Raw genomic sequence first — 16,073 nt, forward strand, 5'->3', positions numbered from 1 at the left:
CCTTACTTCGGCTGCGCGACCGTGACGAGCGCCGGACGCAGCACGCGGTCGGCGATCATGTAGCCCTTTTGCAGCACCGTGACGACGGTGTTCGGATCCTGCTCGGCCGGCACCATCGAAATCGCCTGGTGCTGGTGCGGATCGAACTTCTCGCCGACCGGGTTGATCGCGACGACGCGGCCCTTTTCGAGCGCGCTCGTCAGCTGGCGCAGCGTCAGCTCGACGCCTTCGCGTACCTTCGCGAGATCGCCGGACGTGTCGCCGACCGCGGCCTCGAGGCTGTCCAGCACCGGCAGCAGGTGCTCGGCAAAGCTTTCGATCGCGAACTTGTGCGCCTTCGCGACGTCGTCCTGGGCGCGGCGGCGCACGTTCTCGGTCTCGGCCTTCGCGCGCAGGAAGCTCTCCTGCAGCTCGGCGACCTTGGCCTGAGCCTCGGCAAGCGCCGCGTCGGCGGCAACGGCTGCCGGCGCGGCGCCTTGCGCGCCCTGCGTCTCGCTGCCGGTGTCTTCGGCCGATTGGGGTGCCGGGTTCTCTTGCGTGTTTTCCATGTCGCTGAAAGTCGATTAGAGGTTGAAGCCAAATCGGCAACCGTCAGACGAAATTCCGACGGCACCGCACATTGCTGGTGCAGATAGAGGTGAAAACTGCGATTTCAAGAGGGTTATTCGAACGCATTCGAAAGCACCGCGAAACAACCGCCCGATCGCGCGAAACGGCCTGTAACAACGCTTACCGGACAAGTACTAGCCCGCCCCCTGACGCTGACCTACACTGCAACTCAGGCATCGGGGACGCTCGTTAACCCTAGCTGACCATTGCCTGACATCCACCTGGCGCCATTTTCACCCGTCTTCTCGAGGGGGAGTACCGTGAAACTGACCTTTGCCATCTCGGTGGTCGCGCTGGTACTCGTCGCTGGCACCACCACCATCTGCCTGTCCGGGGCGGTCAACGACCGCACGACCGAATACGGAAGCGCGCGCGCGACGTTCGACCAGATATTCAGTCCCCACCAGAAAATCTGTCGATGATGCGGCGATCGCGCTTGGTCGGCCGGCCGTGCAGCTGGGCCGCCGGCTCGCGGAACATGCGGCGCCGCTCCTGTTCGGCGAGCCGTTCGGCCCGCCCGGCTTCGGACTCCGCATAAAGCGTCTGCGCGACGCTCGCCGGCCCGCGCACGTCGCATACGCCCAGCACGGCAATGTGCCAGACGATGCCGTCGATCGCAATCTCGACCTGGTCGCCCACGCGCACTTCCTTGGCCGGCTTGACCGGCGCCCCGCCGATCCGCACCCGGCCCTTGTCGACCGCATCGGCCGCGAGTGAACGGGTCTTGAAGAATCGCGCGGCCCACAGCCATTTGTCGATGCGAAGTTTCGCGCCCGGTTCCGTGGAAATCCGGTAGTTCATGTCAGCCTCCGCCGGGCCGCCCCAAGGAGGCTGACCACCCCCTCGGGGGGCAGCGAACGAAGTGAGCGTGGGGATCGTGTCATTTCAGTTCACCGTTTCCAGCTGCCCTGCCTTGACCGGCCAGCCCTGCAGATTCTCCGCGACGATCTCGCCGAGCGCGCCGATCCACGCATGCGCGCCGTTCAGGCACGGAATGCGATGGAACGCCTTGCCGCCGCCGGCGATGAATTCGTCGCGCACTTCCATGCCGATTTCCTCGATCGTCTCGAGGCAGTCGGCGGTGAAACCGGGACAGAACACGTCCGCGCGCCGCACGCCGGCCTCGCCGAGCTCGCGCAGCGTCGGCGCCGTGTACGGCTGCAGCCATTCGGCCTTGCCGAAGCGCGACTGGAACGTGACGCGGCACTCGAGCGTCGACAGGCCGAGCGCCGCCATCAGCAGCGCGGCCGTCTGCTGGCACTGGTCGTGATAGGGATCGCCGAGATCGAGCGTGCGTTTCGGCACGCCGTGGAAGCTCAGCACCAGCTTGTCGCCGGCCGCGAAATCGGGCCGGCCGTGCTGCGCCCAGTACTGCCGCACCTGCTCGGCGAGCGCGTGGATGTACGCCGGATGATCGGCGTAATGGCGCACGGTGCGGACTTCCGGCTGGTTACGCATGCGCGCGAGCGCGCCGAACGCGGCGTCGAACGCCGTCGCCGTGGTCGACGCGGAATATTGCGGATACATCGGCATCAGCAGCACGCGCTCGGCACCGGCCCGCTTGAGCTGCGCGAGCACCTGCGCGATGCCCGGGCTGCCGTAGCGCATCGCGTAGTCGACCATCACGTGGTAGCCATTCGACGCGAGCAGGTGGCGCACGCCGTCGACCTGGCGCTCGGTATGGACACGCAGCGGCGAGCCCTCCGGCATCCAGACGGCCGCGTATTTCTTCGCGGACGCGCGGCCGCGCAGCGGCAGGATGACCGTGCGCAGCAGGATCTGCCAGAGCGCCTGCGGGATTTCGACCACGCGGGGATCGGACAGGAATTCGGCGAGATAGCGGCGAACGGCGCGCGGCGTCGGCGCATCGGGCGTGCCGAGATTGATCAGCAGCACCGCGATGCGATGGGCGGCCGCGACGCTCGATGGCGGCTCAAGATCGAAGCGCATGAATAACGACGTGCTCGAGGCACGAAACCGGACGGCCTTCAATTATAGCGGCCCGTCCCTCGCGGGGTGACTGGCCGTTCGGCCGATTGCGGCGCGCCGCGCGCCGCGGCACGATAACGGGACCGGATCGGCGGCTATTGCTGGCTGAGCGCGAGCGACAGCAGGCGCGCGGTGATGTCGACGATCGGGATCACGCGGTTGTACGCCATGCGGGTCGGGCCGATCACGCCGAGCGTGCCGACGATCTTGCCGTTCACCTCGTAGGGTGCGGTGACCACGCTCATTTCCTCGATCGGCACGAGCGTCGATTCGCCGCCGATGAAGATCTGCACGCCCTGGGCGTGGCTCGACACGTCGAGCAATTGCAGGAGGCCCGTCTTGTGGTCGAAAACGTCGAACAGCTTGCGCAGCCGCGCCATGTCGGACGACAGGTCCGCCACTTCGAGCAGGTTGCGCTCGCCGGAAATGAGTACGGTGTCCTCGGTGTCCGGCACCTCGGTGCTCGCGGTCACGGCCGCGTGCATCAGCGCGGTCATGTCGCCGCGCAGCTGGTCGATCTCGTCGCGCAGGCGGCGCCGCACGTCGTCGAACGACAGCCCGGCGAAGTGCGCGTTGATGTAGTTGGACGCCTCGGTCAGCTGCGACGGCGAATAGTCGCGCGGGGTCGCGAGCATGCGGTTCTGCACGTCGCCCTCGGGCGTGACGATGATGAGCAGGATGCGCTTGTCGGACAGGCGCATGAACTCGATCTGCTTGAACACGTGACTGCGGCGCGGCGTCAGCACGACGCCCGCGAACTGCGACAGGTTCGACAGCACGCTCGCCGCGGCCGCGACCACCTTCTGCTGCGGCTCGCCGGCCTGCAGCGTGGTCTGCACCTGGCGGGCGACCGCGTCGGCGTCGATCGGCGCCTCGACCGTCAGCATCGTGTCGACGAACAGGCGATAGCCGCGCGGGGTCGGCACGCGGCCGGCCGACGTGTGCGGGCTCGACACGAGGCCGAGCTCCTCCAGGTCGGACATCACGTTGCGGATCGTCGCCGGGCTCAGCTCCAGCCCGGAGTAACGAGACAACGTGCGCGATCCGACCGGCTGACCGTCGGCGATATACCGTTCGATCAGGGTTTTCAGGAGGGTTCGTGCGCGAGGATCTAGCATGGTGGAAAATTTTAGCGCAACCGCGCGGCTGCGGCGAGTGGCCGCAACCGGCACCCGGGCAGCCCCGCCGCGGCGCCCGGGGGCGCGGACGGTTCTTTTCGTCAACGAGCTATGGTGTAATGCCGGCATGAAAACCGGTAATCAGTTCAATACTGTCGCGCTCGTCGGCCGGAGCAACACGCCCGGCATCGCCGAGCCGCTCGCCACGCTGGCCGCCTGCATCGCGAAGCGGGGTTTCGAGGTGGTCTTCGAAGCCGACACCGCGCGCGAGATCGGCATCGCCGGCTACCCGGCGCTCACCCCCGCCGAAATCGGGGCGCGCGCCGACGTGGCGATCGTGCTGGGCGGCGACGGCACGATGCTCGGCATCGGCCGGCAGCTTGCGCCTTACAAGACGCCGCTGATCGGGATCAACCACGGGCGGCTCGGCTTCATCACCGACATCGCGGCGGCCGACATGCAGGCGCTCGTCCCCGTGATGCTGGCGGGCAAGTTCGAGCGCGAGGAGCGCTCGCTGCTCGAGGCCCGGATCATGCGCAACGGCGAACCGATCTACCACGCGCTCGCGTTCAACGACGTCGTCGTGAACCGCAGCGGCTTTTCCGGGATGGTCGAGCTGCGCGCGTCGGTGGACGGCCGGTTCATGTACAACCAGCGTTCGGACGGCCTGATCGTCGCGACGCCGACCGGCTCGACCGCGTACGCGCTGTCGTCGGCCGGGCCGATCCTGCATCCGCAGCTCCAGGGCATCGTGCTCGTGCCGATCGCGCCGCATGCGCTGTCGAACCGGCCGATCGTGCTGCCGGACGACACCAAGATCGCGATCCAGATCGTCGCCGGGCGCGACGTCAACGTGAACTTCGACATGCAGTCGTTCACGTCGCTCGAACTGAACGACACGATCGAGGTGCGCCGCTCGAAGCACACGGTGCCGTTCCTGCACCCGATCGGCTACAGCTACTACGCGACGCTGCGCAAGAAGCTGCACTGGAACGAACATCCTTCGAACGAAGACGACGACACGGCGTCCTGACGCCCCACCGCCCGACACCATGCTCCGTCACCTCTCGATCCGCGACTTCGTCATCGTGGCCGCGCTCGACCTTGAATTCGACAGCGGCTTTACCGTTTTCTCCGGCGAAACCGGCGCCGGCAAATCGATCCTGATCGACGCGCTCGCGCTGGCGCTCGGCGAGCGCGCCGACGCGAGCGTCGTGCGCACCGGCTGCAGCCGCGCCGACATCACCGCCGAATTCACGCCGCACGACCGCGTCGCGCGCTGGCTCGACGAGCACGCGTTCGACACGGAGGACACCGTGATGCTGCGCCGCGTGATCGATACGAACGGCCGCTCGCGCGCGTTCGTCAACGGCACCAGCGCCACCCTCGCGCAGCTGCGCGAGCTCGGCGAGATGCTCGTCGACATCCACGGCCAGCATGCGCACCAGCTGCTGATGCGGCCGGACGCGCAGCGCGAGCTGTTCGACACCCACGCGGGGCTCGTCGCCGACGCCGCCAACGTCGCGCGCGCATGGCGCGTGTGGCGCGACGCGACCCAGGCGATCGAGACGGCGCAGGCGCACGAGCGCGAGCTGCAGCTCGAACGCGAGAAGCTCGCGTGGCAGCTCGCCGAGCTCGACAAGCTCGCGCCGCAGCCCGGCGAATGGGAAGAAGTCAATGCCGAGCACAAGCGCCTGACGCATTCGGCGAACCTGATCGACGGCGTGCAGGGCGCGCTCAACGCGCTATCCGAGGCCGACGACGCGATGCTCGCGCAGCTCGGCGCGATCGTCTCGAAGCTGCGCAGCCTCGCCGACTACGATCCGGCGCTCGGCGACGCGCTCGCGTCGCTCGAGCCGGCCGAAATCCAGCTGCAGGAGGCCGTCTACTCGCTGTCGCACTACGCGCAGCGTCTCGACCTCGATCCGGACCGGCTCGCGCAGGTCGAAACGCGCGTCGACGCGCTGCACTCGACCGCCCGCAAGTTCCGCCTGCCGCCCGACACGCTGCACGAGGAGCACGCGGCGCGGCGCGCGCAGCTTGCCGCGCTCGACGCGGCGGCCGATCTGGGCGCGCTGCACGCGGCGCAGGCCAAGGCGTGGGATGCGTATCTCGCCGATGCGAAGCGCCTGTCGAAGGCGCGCACACAGGCGGCCAAGGCGCTCGGCGCGGCCGTGACCGCCGGCATGCAGGAACTGTCGATGGCGGGCGGCAGCTTCGAGGTGGCGCTCGTGCCGCTCGCCGACGGCGGCCCGCACGGGCTCGAACAGGTCGAATTCCGCGTGGCCGGCCATCCCGGCGTGCCGCTGCGGCCGCTCGCGAAAGTCGCGTCGGGCGGCGAACTCGCGCGGATCAGCCTCGCGCTCGCGGTGATCGCGAGCGCCGCGAGCCCGACGCCGACACTGATCTTCGACGAAGTCGACACCGGGATCGGCGGCGGCGTCGCCGAAGTGGTCGGCCGGCTGCTGCACCAGCTCGGACGCGACCGGCAGGTCCTGTGCGTGACCCACCTGCCGCAGGTCGCGGCGCGCGGCGACCAGCACTTCCAGGTCGCGAAGGGCGCGGACGCCCGAGGCGGCACCGTGTCGACGGTCGTCCCGCTCGACCGGGCGAGCCGCGTCGAGGAAGTCGCGCGGATGCTCGGCGGGCTCGAGATCACCGCGACGACGCGCAAGCACGCGAAGGAAATGCTGGCGGCGTGACCGGTCGAGCCAAGCGGCGCCGGGAATGGCGCGCGCATGCCCGCCCGCCTGCGCCCGAATCTCGCTGCCGCCGCGCGGCAATCAGCCCTTGCATTGTGCGTGCATGTTCGCGACGCCTTTCTCGCGCCACGCCGCCCACTCGCCGCCCGTGCCCGGCACATCGCCAAGCACCCACCAGCCGTTGACCCAGATCTTGCCGCCGTGGCTGACCTCATGGCACGGCGTCGCATAGGTCTTCTTCGGATCCCACGCGGCCACGCCCTCGCCGGCCGACGCGCGCACGGTCACGTCGTGGGTCGCCTCGGCCTGGCGGCCCTGCGCATCGGTCACCATCAGCCGGAACGCATAACGGCGCGCGTCGGCCGCCTTCGGCGCGGTGAACGTCGCAATCGCGCCGTTCTGGACGAGCGGCACGCCGGCCGGCCCGGTCCACGCATGCTTCAGCCCCTTGCCGCTCGACGACGCGCCGGACAACGTGACGGTCGCGCCGCCGTCGACCGTCGACGGCCCGCTGATCGCCGCACGCGGCGGCGGGACGATTTCCTGCGCCTTCACCTGGACGACATGCGTCGCCTGCGCCGTGTAGCCCTTTTCGTTGGTGACGGTCAGATCGAACGCGTAATCGCGATCCTGTTCGAGCGCGGGCGCGGTAAAGCGCAGTTCCGCACCGGCCGGCTTCGCCTCGATGCCGGCCGGCGCCGTCCACGCGTAACCGAGCCGCTCGCCGACCGACGACGCGCCCGACAGCACGACCGCCGCGCCGGCATTCGCCTGCTGCGGGCCGGTGATCGCCGCCTGCGGCAGCAGCAGGCCATCGTTCCTCACCTCGACCACGGCGCCGTCCGGCCCGACCGACTTCACGGTGACGATCTTGCCTGACAACGTGTCGTGCAGCGCATGGCCGGGCATCAGCGGCGCGTCCTTCATCCCCGTCGCGCTACCCGGCGACGTATCGATCAGCGTGTTGGTCAGCACATTGCCGCCGTGCGCGACGGTCCGCACGATCACGCCGTTGACGAACGGATCGTTCGACTTCCAGTCGTCGAAGCCGCGCTGCGGCTGGCGGAACTCGAGCCACAGCGTCGAACCGTCGGTGCGCGCGATGCGATACGCCTTCGCGCCGGGCGCATCGCCCCACAGCGGCGCGAGCCGGTAGGTGCCGTCTCCCTTGATCTCCGGCACGTCGGCTTCGCCGAGCCAGCCGGCGAACAACTGATAGCTCGCCGGATACAGGCGTCGGCCGCCGCCGCCCATCGTGTCGGACGGATCGTCGACCTTGCCGGCGCGGCATGCGCCGCCGACCTCGACCGTGCCGCCCGGCGTCGGGCAGTCGACGAGCGAGCCGGGATGCCTCGCGCCCAGGTTGTGGCCGAATTCGTGCGACCACATCCAGTAGCCGTGGCCGCTCGCGTTCGACAGGATCCAGTTGCCGGGATTGGCGGCGAGCCCGCCCCAATTGCAGCTGCTCATTTTCGGCAGGTCGACGAACAGGTAATCGAACTTGTCCGGATTCACGCCGCGGGCGAACGCCGCATTGCGCGCGGCCGCACGGAGCGCGCCCGAGTCGCAGGCCGCGGGCCGCTCGCCGAGGTTGACGCTGTCGAGCGTCTGTCCGTGCAGCGTCAGCTTGCCGCGCGACGCCACCTCGAGATAGCGCCGCAGCGACGCGTAGTCGTGGCCGTCGCCGAACACGGCCTTGTGCACGACCTCGCTGTCGGCCGGTTTCGAATCGTTGAAGTGCGTCACCATCAGCAGCGCGGACTTGTTGCCGAGCAGCGGACGCTGCGGCGGCGCGATCGACGCGGACGTCTTCCACACCGACGCCGGCTGGCCGCGTACGTTCTGCGTCGCGACGCCGGCACCGCCGTCGCGCGGCGCCAGCACCTCGTTGCCCCGGCCGGTGTTGGCCCGGTACCGGTTGCCGAACGTTACGCGGCCGTCGACGCCGATGTCCGGCCGCCAGTCGCGCATCGTCTGGTCGCCTTCGCTGCAGACGCCCACCGCTACGCGCCCCATCCCGGTGTTCCCGGCGGACGCGTGCAGGCACATCTTCGTGCCGCGCGCGGTGCTCGCGCCGGCGTTGACGATACGCTGGAAGCCGTCGCGCGGCTCGAAGGTCCAGTCCTGTGCGGCGCTGCCGTCGCATGACGCGAACTCGGCCGCGTTGTCGGCCGGCTGCCAGGCCAGACACTGGCCGTCGCCGCGCGACAGGTTCTTGAGCGAAGTGGACGCCGGCTCGGCGGCGCCGGCGGAAGCGGAGAACAGTCCGGCGGCAGCCGCGGACAGCGCCGTCAAGGCGAGGGAGTGGCGGATAGTTTTCAAGATGGGTCGAGATCGCTTGCGGCGCACGCGGCACCTGTTGAACGGGAAGCCGGATTCTTCCGATCCGCGCCATCCCGCTCAAACAATCTCAAACGAATCTCAAAGCCGCGGCCGCGGTTCAGGCGGCCTGCGCGACTCCGCGTGCGACCGTCATGCCCCGCCGAACACGCGCGCCCACAGTGCGGCGACGGCCGCCCGCTCGTCGGCGACGACCGACGGATCGACCCGCGCCTTCTCCATCCCGTCGAGCCGCAGCTTGTGCTGCAGCTTCCGGTACGTGCGGTATGCCGCGCCGACGCGCTCGGCTTCCGCCTCGCTCATCAGCCCGAAGCGCGCGACCTCGCGCAGCAGCGCGATGTTGCCGGTGTTGCGAATCAGCTCCGGATCGCCCGATGCGTGCAGCAGCACCCAGTACTGGACGATGAACTCGATGTCCACCATCCCGCCCCGGTCATGCTTCAGGTCGAACAGCTCGCCGTGGTTCGGGTGGCCGGCGAACACCTTGTCGCGCATGTCGACGATCTCCTTCGCGAGCACGGCCGCGTCGCGCGGCATCGTCAGCACCTGCTGGCGAATCGCCTCGAACGCGGCGCCGATCTGCGCGTCGCCGGCGCTGTAGCGCGCCCGCGTCAGCGCCTGGTGCTCCCACACCCACGCGGTATTCGCCGCATCGCCCTCGCGCAGCTGGTAGCGGCGGAACGCGTCGAGATCGGTGACGAGCAGCCCGGCCTCGCCGTTCGGCCGCAGCCGCAGGTCGATGTCGAACAGCGCGCCGGCGCCGGTGGCCGTCGTCAGCCACGTGATCAGCCGCCGCGTGAAGGTCGTGTAGACATCCGCGGAGCGCTCGTCCGGGTCGTCGTACAGGAAGATCAGGTCGAGATCGGACGCGTAGCCGAGTTCCTTGCCGCCGAGCTTGCCGTACGCGATCACCGCGAACTTCGGCACGTCGCGATGGCGCTTCGCGAGCTGCGACCAGACGACCTCGATCGTCACGTCGAGCACCGCGTCGGCCAGCTCGGACAGGCGGTCGCTGACGTGCTCGACCGACAGCTGCCCCGCGAGATCGATCAGCAGGATGCGGAACACCTCCGCGTGCTGCGCGTGGCGCAGCAGGTCCATCTGCTGCTCGGGGCCGTCGGCGGCCGCGAGCCGCGCGCGCAGCGCAGCCTTGAATGCGGGCCAGTCGAACGGGCTTGCGATCGCCTCGTCGTCGAGCAGCTCGTCGAGCAATTGCGGGTGCCGGATCAGATAGCCGCCGCCCCAGCGCGTCGCGCCGAGCACCGACAGCACGCGGTCGAGCGCCGCCGGGTATTCGGTCAGCAGCGCAAGATAGACGCCGCGCCGGCTCACCGTCTCGAGCAGGTCGAACAGCCGCACGATGGTGTCGTCGCGGTGCGCGGCGTCGATCCGCGGCGCCGCCTCGAGCGCGCGCTGCGCGACGCTGTCGAAGCGGTGCCGGCTCTTTTCCGCGAGGCCCGTGTAGCGCGACGAGCGCCAGACCGCGCGCAGGCGCGTCAGCACCGCGGCCGGATCGGCGAAGCCGAGGCTGGCCAGGCGGGCCGCCAGCGCGTCGTCGTCCGCGCCGTCCTCGGCAAGCGCGCCGCTCCAGATCCACGCGGCCGCGCTGTCCTCGGCGCCGCCGCAGCCGGGCCCGCCGCCGGCCTTGTCCGCGAAGAGCTGGTCGAACTGCGCCTCGACGAAGGCCCGGTGGCCGTCGAGCGCCGCCATCAGCGCCGCATAGTCGGCGAAGCCGAGCGACGCGGCGAGCGCCGCGCGCTCGTCGGCGTCGACCGGCATCGCATGGGTTTGCGCGTCGTTGCGGTATTGCAGCCGGTGTTCGAGCGTGCGCAGGAAGTTGTACGCCTCGGTCAGCCGCGCCCGCACGTCGTCGCCGATCAGCCCGCGCGCCTGCGCGTGCTGGAGCACCGCGAGCGTCGGACGCACGCGGAAGCCGGCGTCCTGGCCGCCGCGGATCAGCTGGAACACCTGCGCGCTGAACTCGATCTCGCGAATTCCGCCACGCCCGAGCTTGATGTCGTCGGCCTTGTCCGGGCGCATCGACGCGCGGCGCGCCGCCTCCTGGCGAATCTGCTGGTGCAGCGAGCGGATCGCGCCGATCACGCCGAAATCCAGATACCGCCGGTAGACGAACGGCTTGACGATCGCGTCGAGCTGCGCCGCGAGCCGCCGCGCCGCGTCGCTCTCGCCCTCCGACACGAGCCGGCCCTTGATCCACGCGTAGCGCTCCCACTCGCGGCCCTGCACGTAGAAGTATTCCTCGAGCATCCCGAGGCTGCAGACGAGCGGGCCGGAATCGCCGTTCGGGCGCAGCCGCATGTCGACCCGGAACACGTAGCCGTCGGCCGTCACCTCGGACAGCACGCCGATCAGGCGCCGGCCGAGCCGCGTGAAGTATTCCTGCGTCGACAGCGCCGCGCGGGTGCCGCCCGCCGTTTCGCCGTCGTCCTCGTAGACGAAGATCAGGTCGATGTCGGACGACACGTTCAGCTCGCGCCCGCCGAGCTTGCCCATCCCGACCACGCCGAGCACGACGCGCTGGCCGTCGGCGCCGCGCGGCTCGCCGTACATCGCCTCGAGTTCGGCCGACAGCAGCGCGATCGCGCGCTGCACCGCGACCTCGGCGAGATCGGTCATCGCGCCCGTGACCTCGGCGACGTCGGCGAGCCCGCGCAGGTCGCGCTCGGCGACCGCGCCGAACACCTCGGCGCGCAGCTGGCGCAGCGCCTGCTTGAACTGGTCCTCGGTCGCTGCGCCGGCGGGCAGCGCGAGCAGCTCGGTGAGCCGCGCGTCGAGCTGCGCCCGGGCGAGCGGCGCGGCCGCCCACGCGGCGACGTGCGCGGCGAGCGCGGGGCGCGCGGCGGCCGCGCGTGCGAGGTAGCGGGAATAGGACGTGCTGATCAGGGCTGAAGCATCGGTCATCGAGAAGCGGGCCTTGCGCAAGGAACTCGGCGCGGCCGGGCGGATCGCATCGACTGCGCGACCGCCACGCCGCCGCGCGCCGGGAAGCCCGTGCCGCACCGCCGCAACGGCCGCCGGCACGAACCCGTGTGATACATTTCAACGTCAGTTCGCAAAGCTACCATACCGTCGCCCTTCCGCCGCATGTCCGACCGTCAGGAATCCGCCGTTGCAGTGCCCGATGCGGGACATCCGAAGCATGAGCATCCGGTGCTGCGCCGCGTGTTCAAGGTGACGCTGGCGGTCGGGCTCGGCACCTACTTCGTCGCGTCGGGCGCCTTCCTCGGGCTGCGCTACGTGCTGCTGCCCCGCATCGACGACTACCGCCCCGACATCGAGCGCTTCGTTTCCACCCGGCTGCATGCGCAGCTTTCGATCGGCAAGCTTTCCCCTCACTGGTCCGGCATGCAGCCGGGCGTCGAGGTCGCCGGGCTGACGATCCGCGGCCACGACGGCCGGGTGGCGCTGTCGGTGCCGCACGCGAGCGCCGCGCTGTCGTGGATGTCGCTGCTGCGCCTGAAGCCCGCGCTGTCGAGCCTGATCGTCGACCAGCCGGACCTCGTCGTCGAGCGCACCGCGGACGGCGCGCTGTTCATCGCCGGCATCGGCGTGCCGACCACCCATGGCGGCAACGACACGTTCAGCACCTGGCTGCTCAACCAGGAGGCGATCGTGCTGCGCGGCGGCACGCTGCGCTGGCGCGACGCGCGGCACGACGCGCCGGAACTCGCGCTGTCCGGCATCCGGCTCGCGGTGCTGAATAACGGCCGTGTCCACCGGGCGGCGCTGCAGGCGCCCGCGAACGGCACGCTGCTGCGCGGCCCGCTGGATTTCCGCGCGCGCTTCACGCACAAGGCGCTCGCGCCGATCGGCAAGCCCGCGAACTGGACCGGCGACGCGTACCTGTCGACCGGCCCGGTCGACCTGCCGACGCTCGCCCGCTACGTGAACATGCCGCTCACGATGCACGCGGGCCAGATCGACAACGCGATCTGGGCGACCTTCCGCGACGGCCGGCTGCGCTCGGCGGGCGGCAAGCTGCAGGGCGCCGACGTCGCGCTGCGCGTGCGGCCGACCCAGCCACGGCTCGACGTGCCGATCGCCCGCTTCGGCTGGGACCTGACGATGGACCCCGGCCACGACTACACGCTGCACCTGTCGCGCTTTCACGCCGAGCTGGGCCAGCCGCCGCTGCCGGACGGCACGCCGCTCGCCCGCTCGCTCGGGATGGCGACGCTCACCGCGCGCTACCGGGTGCCGTCCGCCGCGCAGGGGCAGCTGATCAGCGTGACCGGCGACCGCGTCGATCTCGGCATCCTCAGCGAGTTCATCCGCGGGCTGCCGCTGCCGGCCCACCTGCGCAACGAGCTGATCCGGGCCGACCCGCGCGGGATGGTGTCGAACTATCACATCGAGGTCGAGCGCGCGAAGCCCGCGCATGCCGAGCTCGCCGAGGAAGAGAAGCGCACGGGCGCCGCGCCGGTGATCCGCTACCGTTTCCTCGGCGACCTGCAGGGCATCAGCTTCGCCGCGCAGGAGCCGCCGCCCGGGCTGTCCGCGCGCGGCCATCCGCGCGCCGGCTGGCCGGGCATCGAGAACCTGTGGGGCCGCGTCGACGCGAACGAGACGGGCGGCACCGCGCATTTCGACACGGTCAACGCCGCGGTCACGGTGCCGGGCGAGTTCGACGACCCGCGCCTCACGTTCGACCGGCTGCGCGGCAATGCGAAATGGGTCGTCACCCCCGCACCGGGCGACAGGCACGCGCGCGTCGACGTGACGGTGCCCGACCTGCTCGTGTCGAACCCGGACGCCGAGATCGCGGTGTCGGGCAGCTACTCGAACCCCGGCCACGGGCGCGGCTCGCTCGACCTGCGCGCCGACTTCGCGCGCGCCGCCGTCGCCCGCATTCCGCGCTACCTGCCGACCGGCATGTCCGAGCACCTGCGCCAGTATCTCGGCCACGCGCTGCAGGCCGGGCAGGTCACCAAGGGCGCGTCGATCGTCGCGCGCGGCCCGCTCGAAACCTTCCCGTACGAGCACGAGCCGACCGCCGGCACCTTCCGCATCGTCGCGCCGTTCACCGGCGGCCGCTTCGAGCCGACGCCGTTTCCGCCGCACACGCTCGCGAACGGCACGCAGAGCGTGTGGCCCGCGCTCGACGGCATCGACGGCGTGTTCGAGATCGAGCAGAACAAGCTGCGCTTCGACATCGCGCGCGCGCACTACAAGCGCGTCGCGCTGACCAAGGTCACCGGGCGGATCGCGGATCTCGGCCGTCCGGCCACGACGCCGCTCGTGATCGAGGGGCATGCGAACGGCCCGCTCGCCGACCTGGTCGACTACGCGAACAACAGCTCGCTCGGCAGCATGAGCGGCCACGTCGGCGAGAAGATCGACGCGCAGGGGCCGGCGGCGCTTTCGCTCAAGCTGACGATTCCGCAGCATGCCGTGCACCAGCACACCACCGTCGAAGGCGCGCTCGCGTTCGGCGGCAATACGCTGTCGGCCGAAGGCGTGCCGCCGCTGTCCGCGCTGCGCGGCAGCGTGCGCTTCACGCAATCGGGCGCGGCGCTCGACAACCTCTCCGGCCGCTTCCTCGGCGGCCCGGTGCACGCGAACGGCAACCTGACGGCGCACGGCCCGTATGCGGTCGACGTCGACGGCCGGTTCGCGCTCGACGCCGCGCGCGGGCTGAACCTGCACGGCCCGGCCGACGCGCTGCTCGAGCACGTGGCCGGCGACGCGCCGTACCGGATCGCCGTGCGCGGCGCCCCCGGCCGCGCGCCCGCCATCACGGCCCGCTCCGACCTGACGGGCGTCGCGCTGAACTTCCCCGCGCCGTTCGCGAAACCCGCGGGCAAGCCGATGCCGTTCAGCTTCACGCTGCAGCCGGCGCCGGCTGCCGGCGGCCGGCGCCTCGAGCACGCGGACCTGACGCTCGGGCCGATCGCCGCGAGCTACCTGCTCGACGCGACGCCCGGCGAGCCGCTGCGCGCGGTGCGCGGCGCGATGGGGATCCACCGGATGCCCGACGTGCCGCAGGACGGCGTGAGCGCGGCGGTCGACGTCGACGAGCTGGATGCCGACGCGTGGCTCGACCTCGCACGCTCGCTGCGCAACCCGCCGCGCACGCCGGAATCGCCGTCGGGCGCCGCGCGCGTCGACCTGGCCAGCTTCGTGCCGAAGCGCTTCGCGTTCCACTTCGGCACGCTGAAGCTGCTCAAGCGCAACTGGGAGAACGTGATCGTCGGCGCGTCACACATCGACGAGCTGTGGCAGGCGAACGTCGCGTCGAACCAGGTGTCCGGCTACCTGTCGTGGGCGCCGGGCGGCCACCCCAACGATCCGGGCGTGCTGAACGCGCGGCTCGCGAAGCTCGTGATTCCGCAGAGCGCCGAACACGATCTCGTCGGCCGCGCGATGAACCTGCCGACGCCGGCCGACCATACGATGCCGTCGATCGACCTGATCGTCGACGAGGTCGTCGCGCGCGGGCACGACATCGGCCGCCTGGTCGTCAACGCGCGCAACCTCGAGGAAGACGGCGTGCCGGTCTGGCAGCTCGACCGGCTGGAACTGTCGAACCCGGCGGCGAAGCTCACCGCGACCGCGAACTGGCGCACGTCGCGCCGGGCGCTCGCGCGCGGCAGCGACGAAGCGGACGCGCCGCGCCGCACCGTGTTCGACTTCAAGCTCGACATCGACAATGCCGGCGCGCTGCTCGACCGAGTCGGCCTGCCGCGCACGATCGCGGACGGCCACGGCACGCTGACCGGCAAGGTCGGCTGGCGCGGCGGCCCGACGGCGCTCGACTACCCGTCGCTGAACGGCCATCTCGCGCTCGACCTCGAACACGGCCAGATCCTGAAGGTCGATCCGGGCGCCGCGAAGCTGCTCGGCGTGCTGAGCCTGCAGAGCCTCGCGCGCTTCCTGACGCTCAACTTCCGCGACGTGGTCGGCAAGGGGCTGCCGTTCGAGAAGATCACGGGCACCGGCCAGATCACCAACGGCATCGCGCGCATCGGCGATTTCGAGATGACGACGCCGCCCGCGAAGGTCACGCTGAAAGGCTCGGTCGATCTCGGCGCGGAAACCCAAGACCTGCATGCGCACGTCGCGCCGAAGATCGGCGCCGGCACGGCGGCGATCGCGGCCGCGATCATCAACCCGCTGCTCGGCGTCGGGGTGCTGGCCGCGAACCTCGCGCTGTCCGAAACGCTGCAGCGGGCGTTCGCGATGGACTACACGATCAACGGTTCGTGGGCGCATCCGCACATCGAGCGGGTGCGGGGCGATCAGGGTAAGATGAACCGCGATGCGGGCGGCACGGCGAACCCGTGAGCCGCACGGG

The 16,073-nt window shown here is 70.5% G+C and carries 10 protein-coding genes; 4 read left to right on the forward strand and 6 right to left on the reverse strand.

Going from position 1 to position 16,073, the window contains the following annotated elements:
• Positions 1–2 precede the first annotated feature (2 nt).
• The gene (gene grpE / locus HWY45_RS29535) at positions 3–548 is read right to left on the reverse strand and encodes a nucleotide exchange factor GrpE (protein WP_059565243.1); all 546 of its coding nucleotides are present in this window, start codon (positions 546–548) and stop codon (positions 3–5) included.
• Between the two features lie 321 nt (positions 549–869).
• Here grpE and HWY45_RS29540 point away from each other — a divergent pair, with 321 nt between their 5' ends.
• Positions 870–1,031 carry a hypothetical protein gene (locus HWY45_RS29540; RefSeq protein WP_167361362.1) on the forward strand — a complete coding sequence of 54 codons (162 nt, stop codon included), beginning with the start codon at positions 870–872 and terminating at the stop codon, positions 1,029–1,031.
• Here HWY45_RS29540 and HWY45_RS29545 read toward each other — a convergent pair.
• The 3 genes from HWY45_RS29545 to hrcA all read right to left on the reverse strand — a co-directional run bounded on the left by HWY45_RS29545 (position 1,003) and on the right by hrcA (position 3,716).
• Complete coding sequence (locus tag HWY45_RS29545) at positions 1,003–1,410, reverse strand: RNA-binding S4 domain-containing protein (RefSeq protein WP_059565242.1); 408 nt, start codon at positions 1,408–1,410, stop codon at positions 1,003–1,005. The two genes, HWY45_RS29540 and HWY45_RS29545, sit on opposite strands and share 29 nt — an antisense overlap.
• An 84-nt stretch (positions 1,411–1,494) precedes the next feature.
• Positions 1,495–2,559, reverse strand: coding sequence for a ferrochelatase (gene hemH / locus HWY45_RS29550; RefSeq protein WP_059882594.1), 1,065 nt, complete (start codon positions 2,557–2,559; stop codon positions 1,495–1,497).
• 134 nt (positions 2,560–2,693) lie between these two features.
• Positions 2,694–3,716, reverse strand: a complete 1,023-nt coding sequence (gene hrcA, locus HWY45_RS29555) for a heat-inducible transcriptional repressor HrcA (protein ID WP_059565240.1) — start codon at positions 3,714–3,716, stop codon at positions 2,694–2,696.
• Between the two features lie 127 nt (positions 3,717–3,843).
• Here hrcA and HWY45_RS29560 point away from each other — a divergent pair, with 127 nt between their 5' ends.
• Both HWY45_RS29560 and recN read left to right on the forward strand, forming a co-directional pair.
• Entirely contained in the window at positions 3,844–4,749 is a 906-nt protein-coding gene (locus HWY45_RS29560) for an NAD kinase (RefSeq protein ID WP_059802525.1), read from the forward strand.
• Between the two features lie 19 nt (positions 4,750–4,768).
• Positions 4,769–6,418 carry a DNA repair protein RecN gene (recN, locus tag HWY45_RS29565; protein WP_059565238.1) on the forward strand — a complete coding sequence of 550 codons (1,650 nt, stop codon included), beginning with the start codon at positions 4,769–4,771 and terminating at the stop codon, positions 6,416–6,418.
• Between the two features lie 81 nt (positions 6,419–6,499).
• On the opposite strand, the gene HWY45_RS29570 is transcribed toward recN, so the two are convergent.
• Together HWY45_RS29570 and glnE are read right to left on the reverse strand one after the other, a co-directional pair.
• On the reverse strand, positions 6,500–8,740 hold the full coding sequence (locus tag HWY45_RS29570; RefSeq protein ID WP_230947021.1) for a carbohydrate-binding protein: 2,241 nt from the start codon (positions 8,738–8,740) through the stop codon (positions 6,500–6,502).
• Between the two features lie 150 nt (positions 8,741–8,890).
• A complete protein-coding gene (gene glnE, locus HWY45_RS29575) occupies positions 8,891–11,680 on the reverse strand; it encodes a bifunctional [glutamate--ammonia ligase]-adenylyl-L-tyrosine phosphorylase/[glutamate--ammonia-ligase] adenylyltransferase (RefSeq protein WP_059882674.1) in 2,790 nt (929 codons plus the stop codon).
• Between the two features lie 183 nt (positions 11,681–11,863).
• Between glnE and HWY45_RS29580 the strand changes: the two genes are divergently transcribed.
• Positions 11,864–16,063 (forward strand): YhdP family phospholipid transporter, encoded by a 4,200-nt coding sequence (locus HWY45_RS29580; RefSeq protein WP_059882592.1) that lies wholly within the window; start codon positions 11,864–11,866, stop codon positions 16,061–16,063.
• Positions 16,064–16,073 lie beyond the last annotated feature (10 nt).

This window comes from Burkholderia stagnalis (assembly GCF_902830275.1).
In the GTDB taxonomy this organism is placed as follows: Bacteria; Pseudomonadota; Gammaproteobacteria; order Burkholderiales; family Burkholderiaceae; genus Burkholderia; species Burkholderia stagnalis.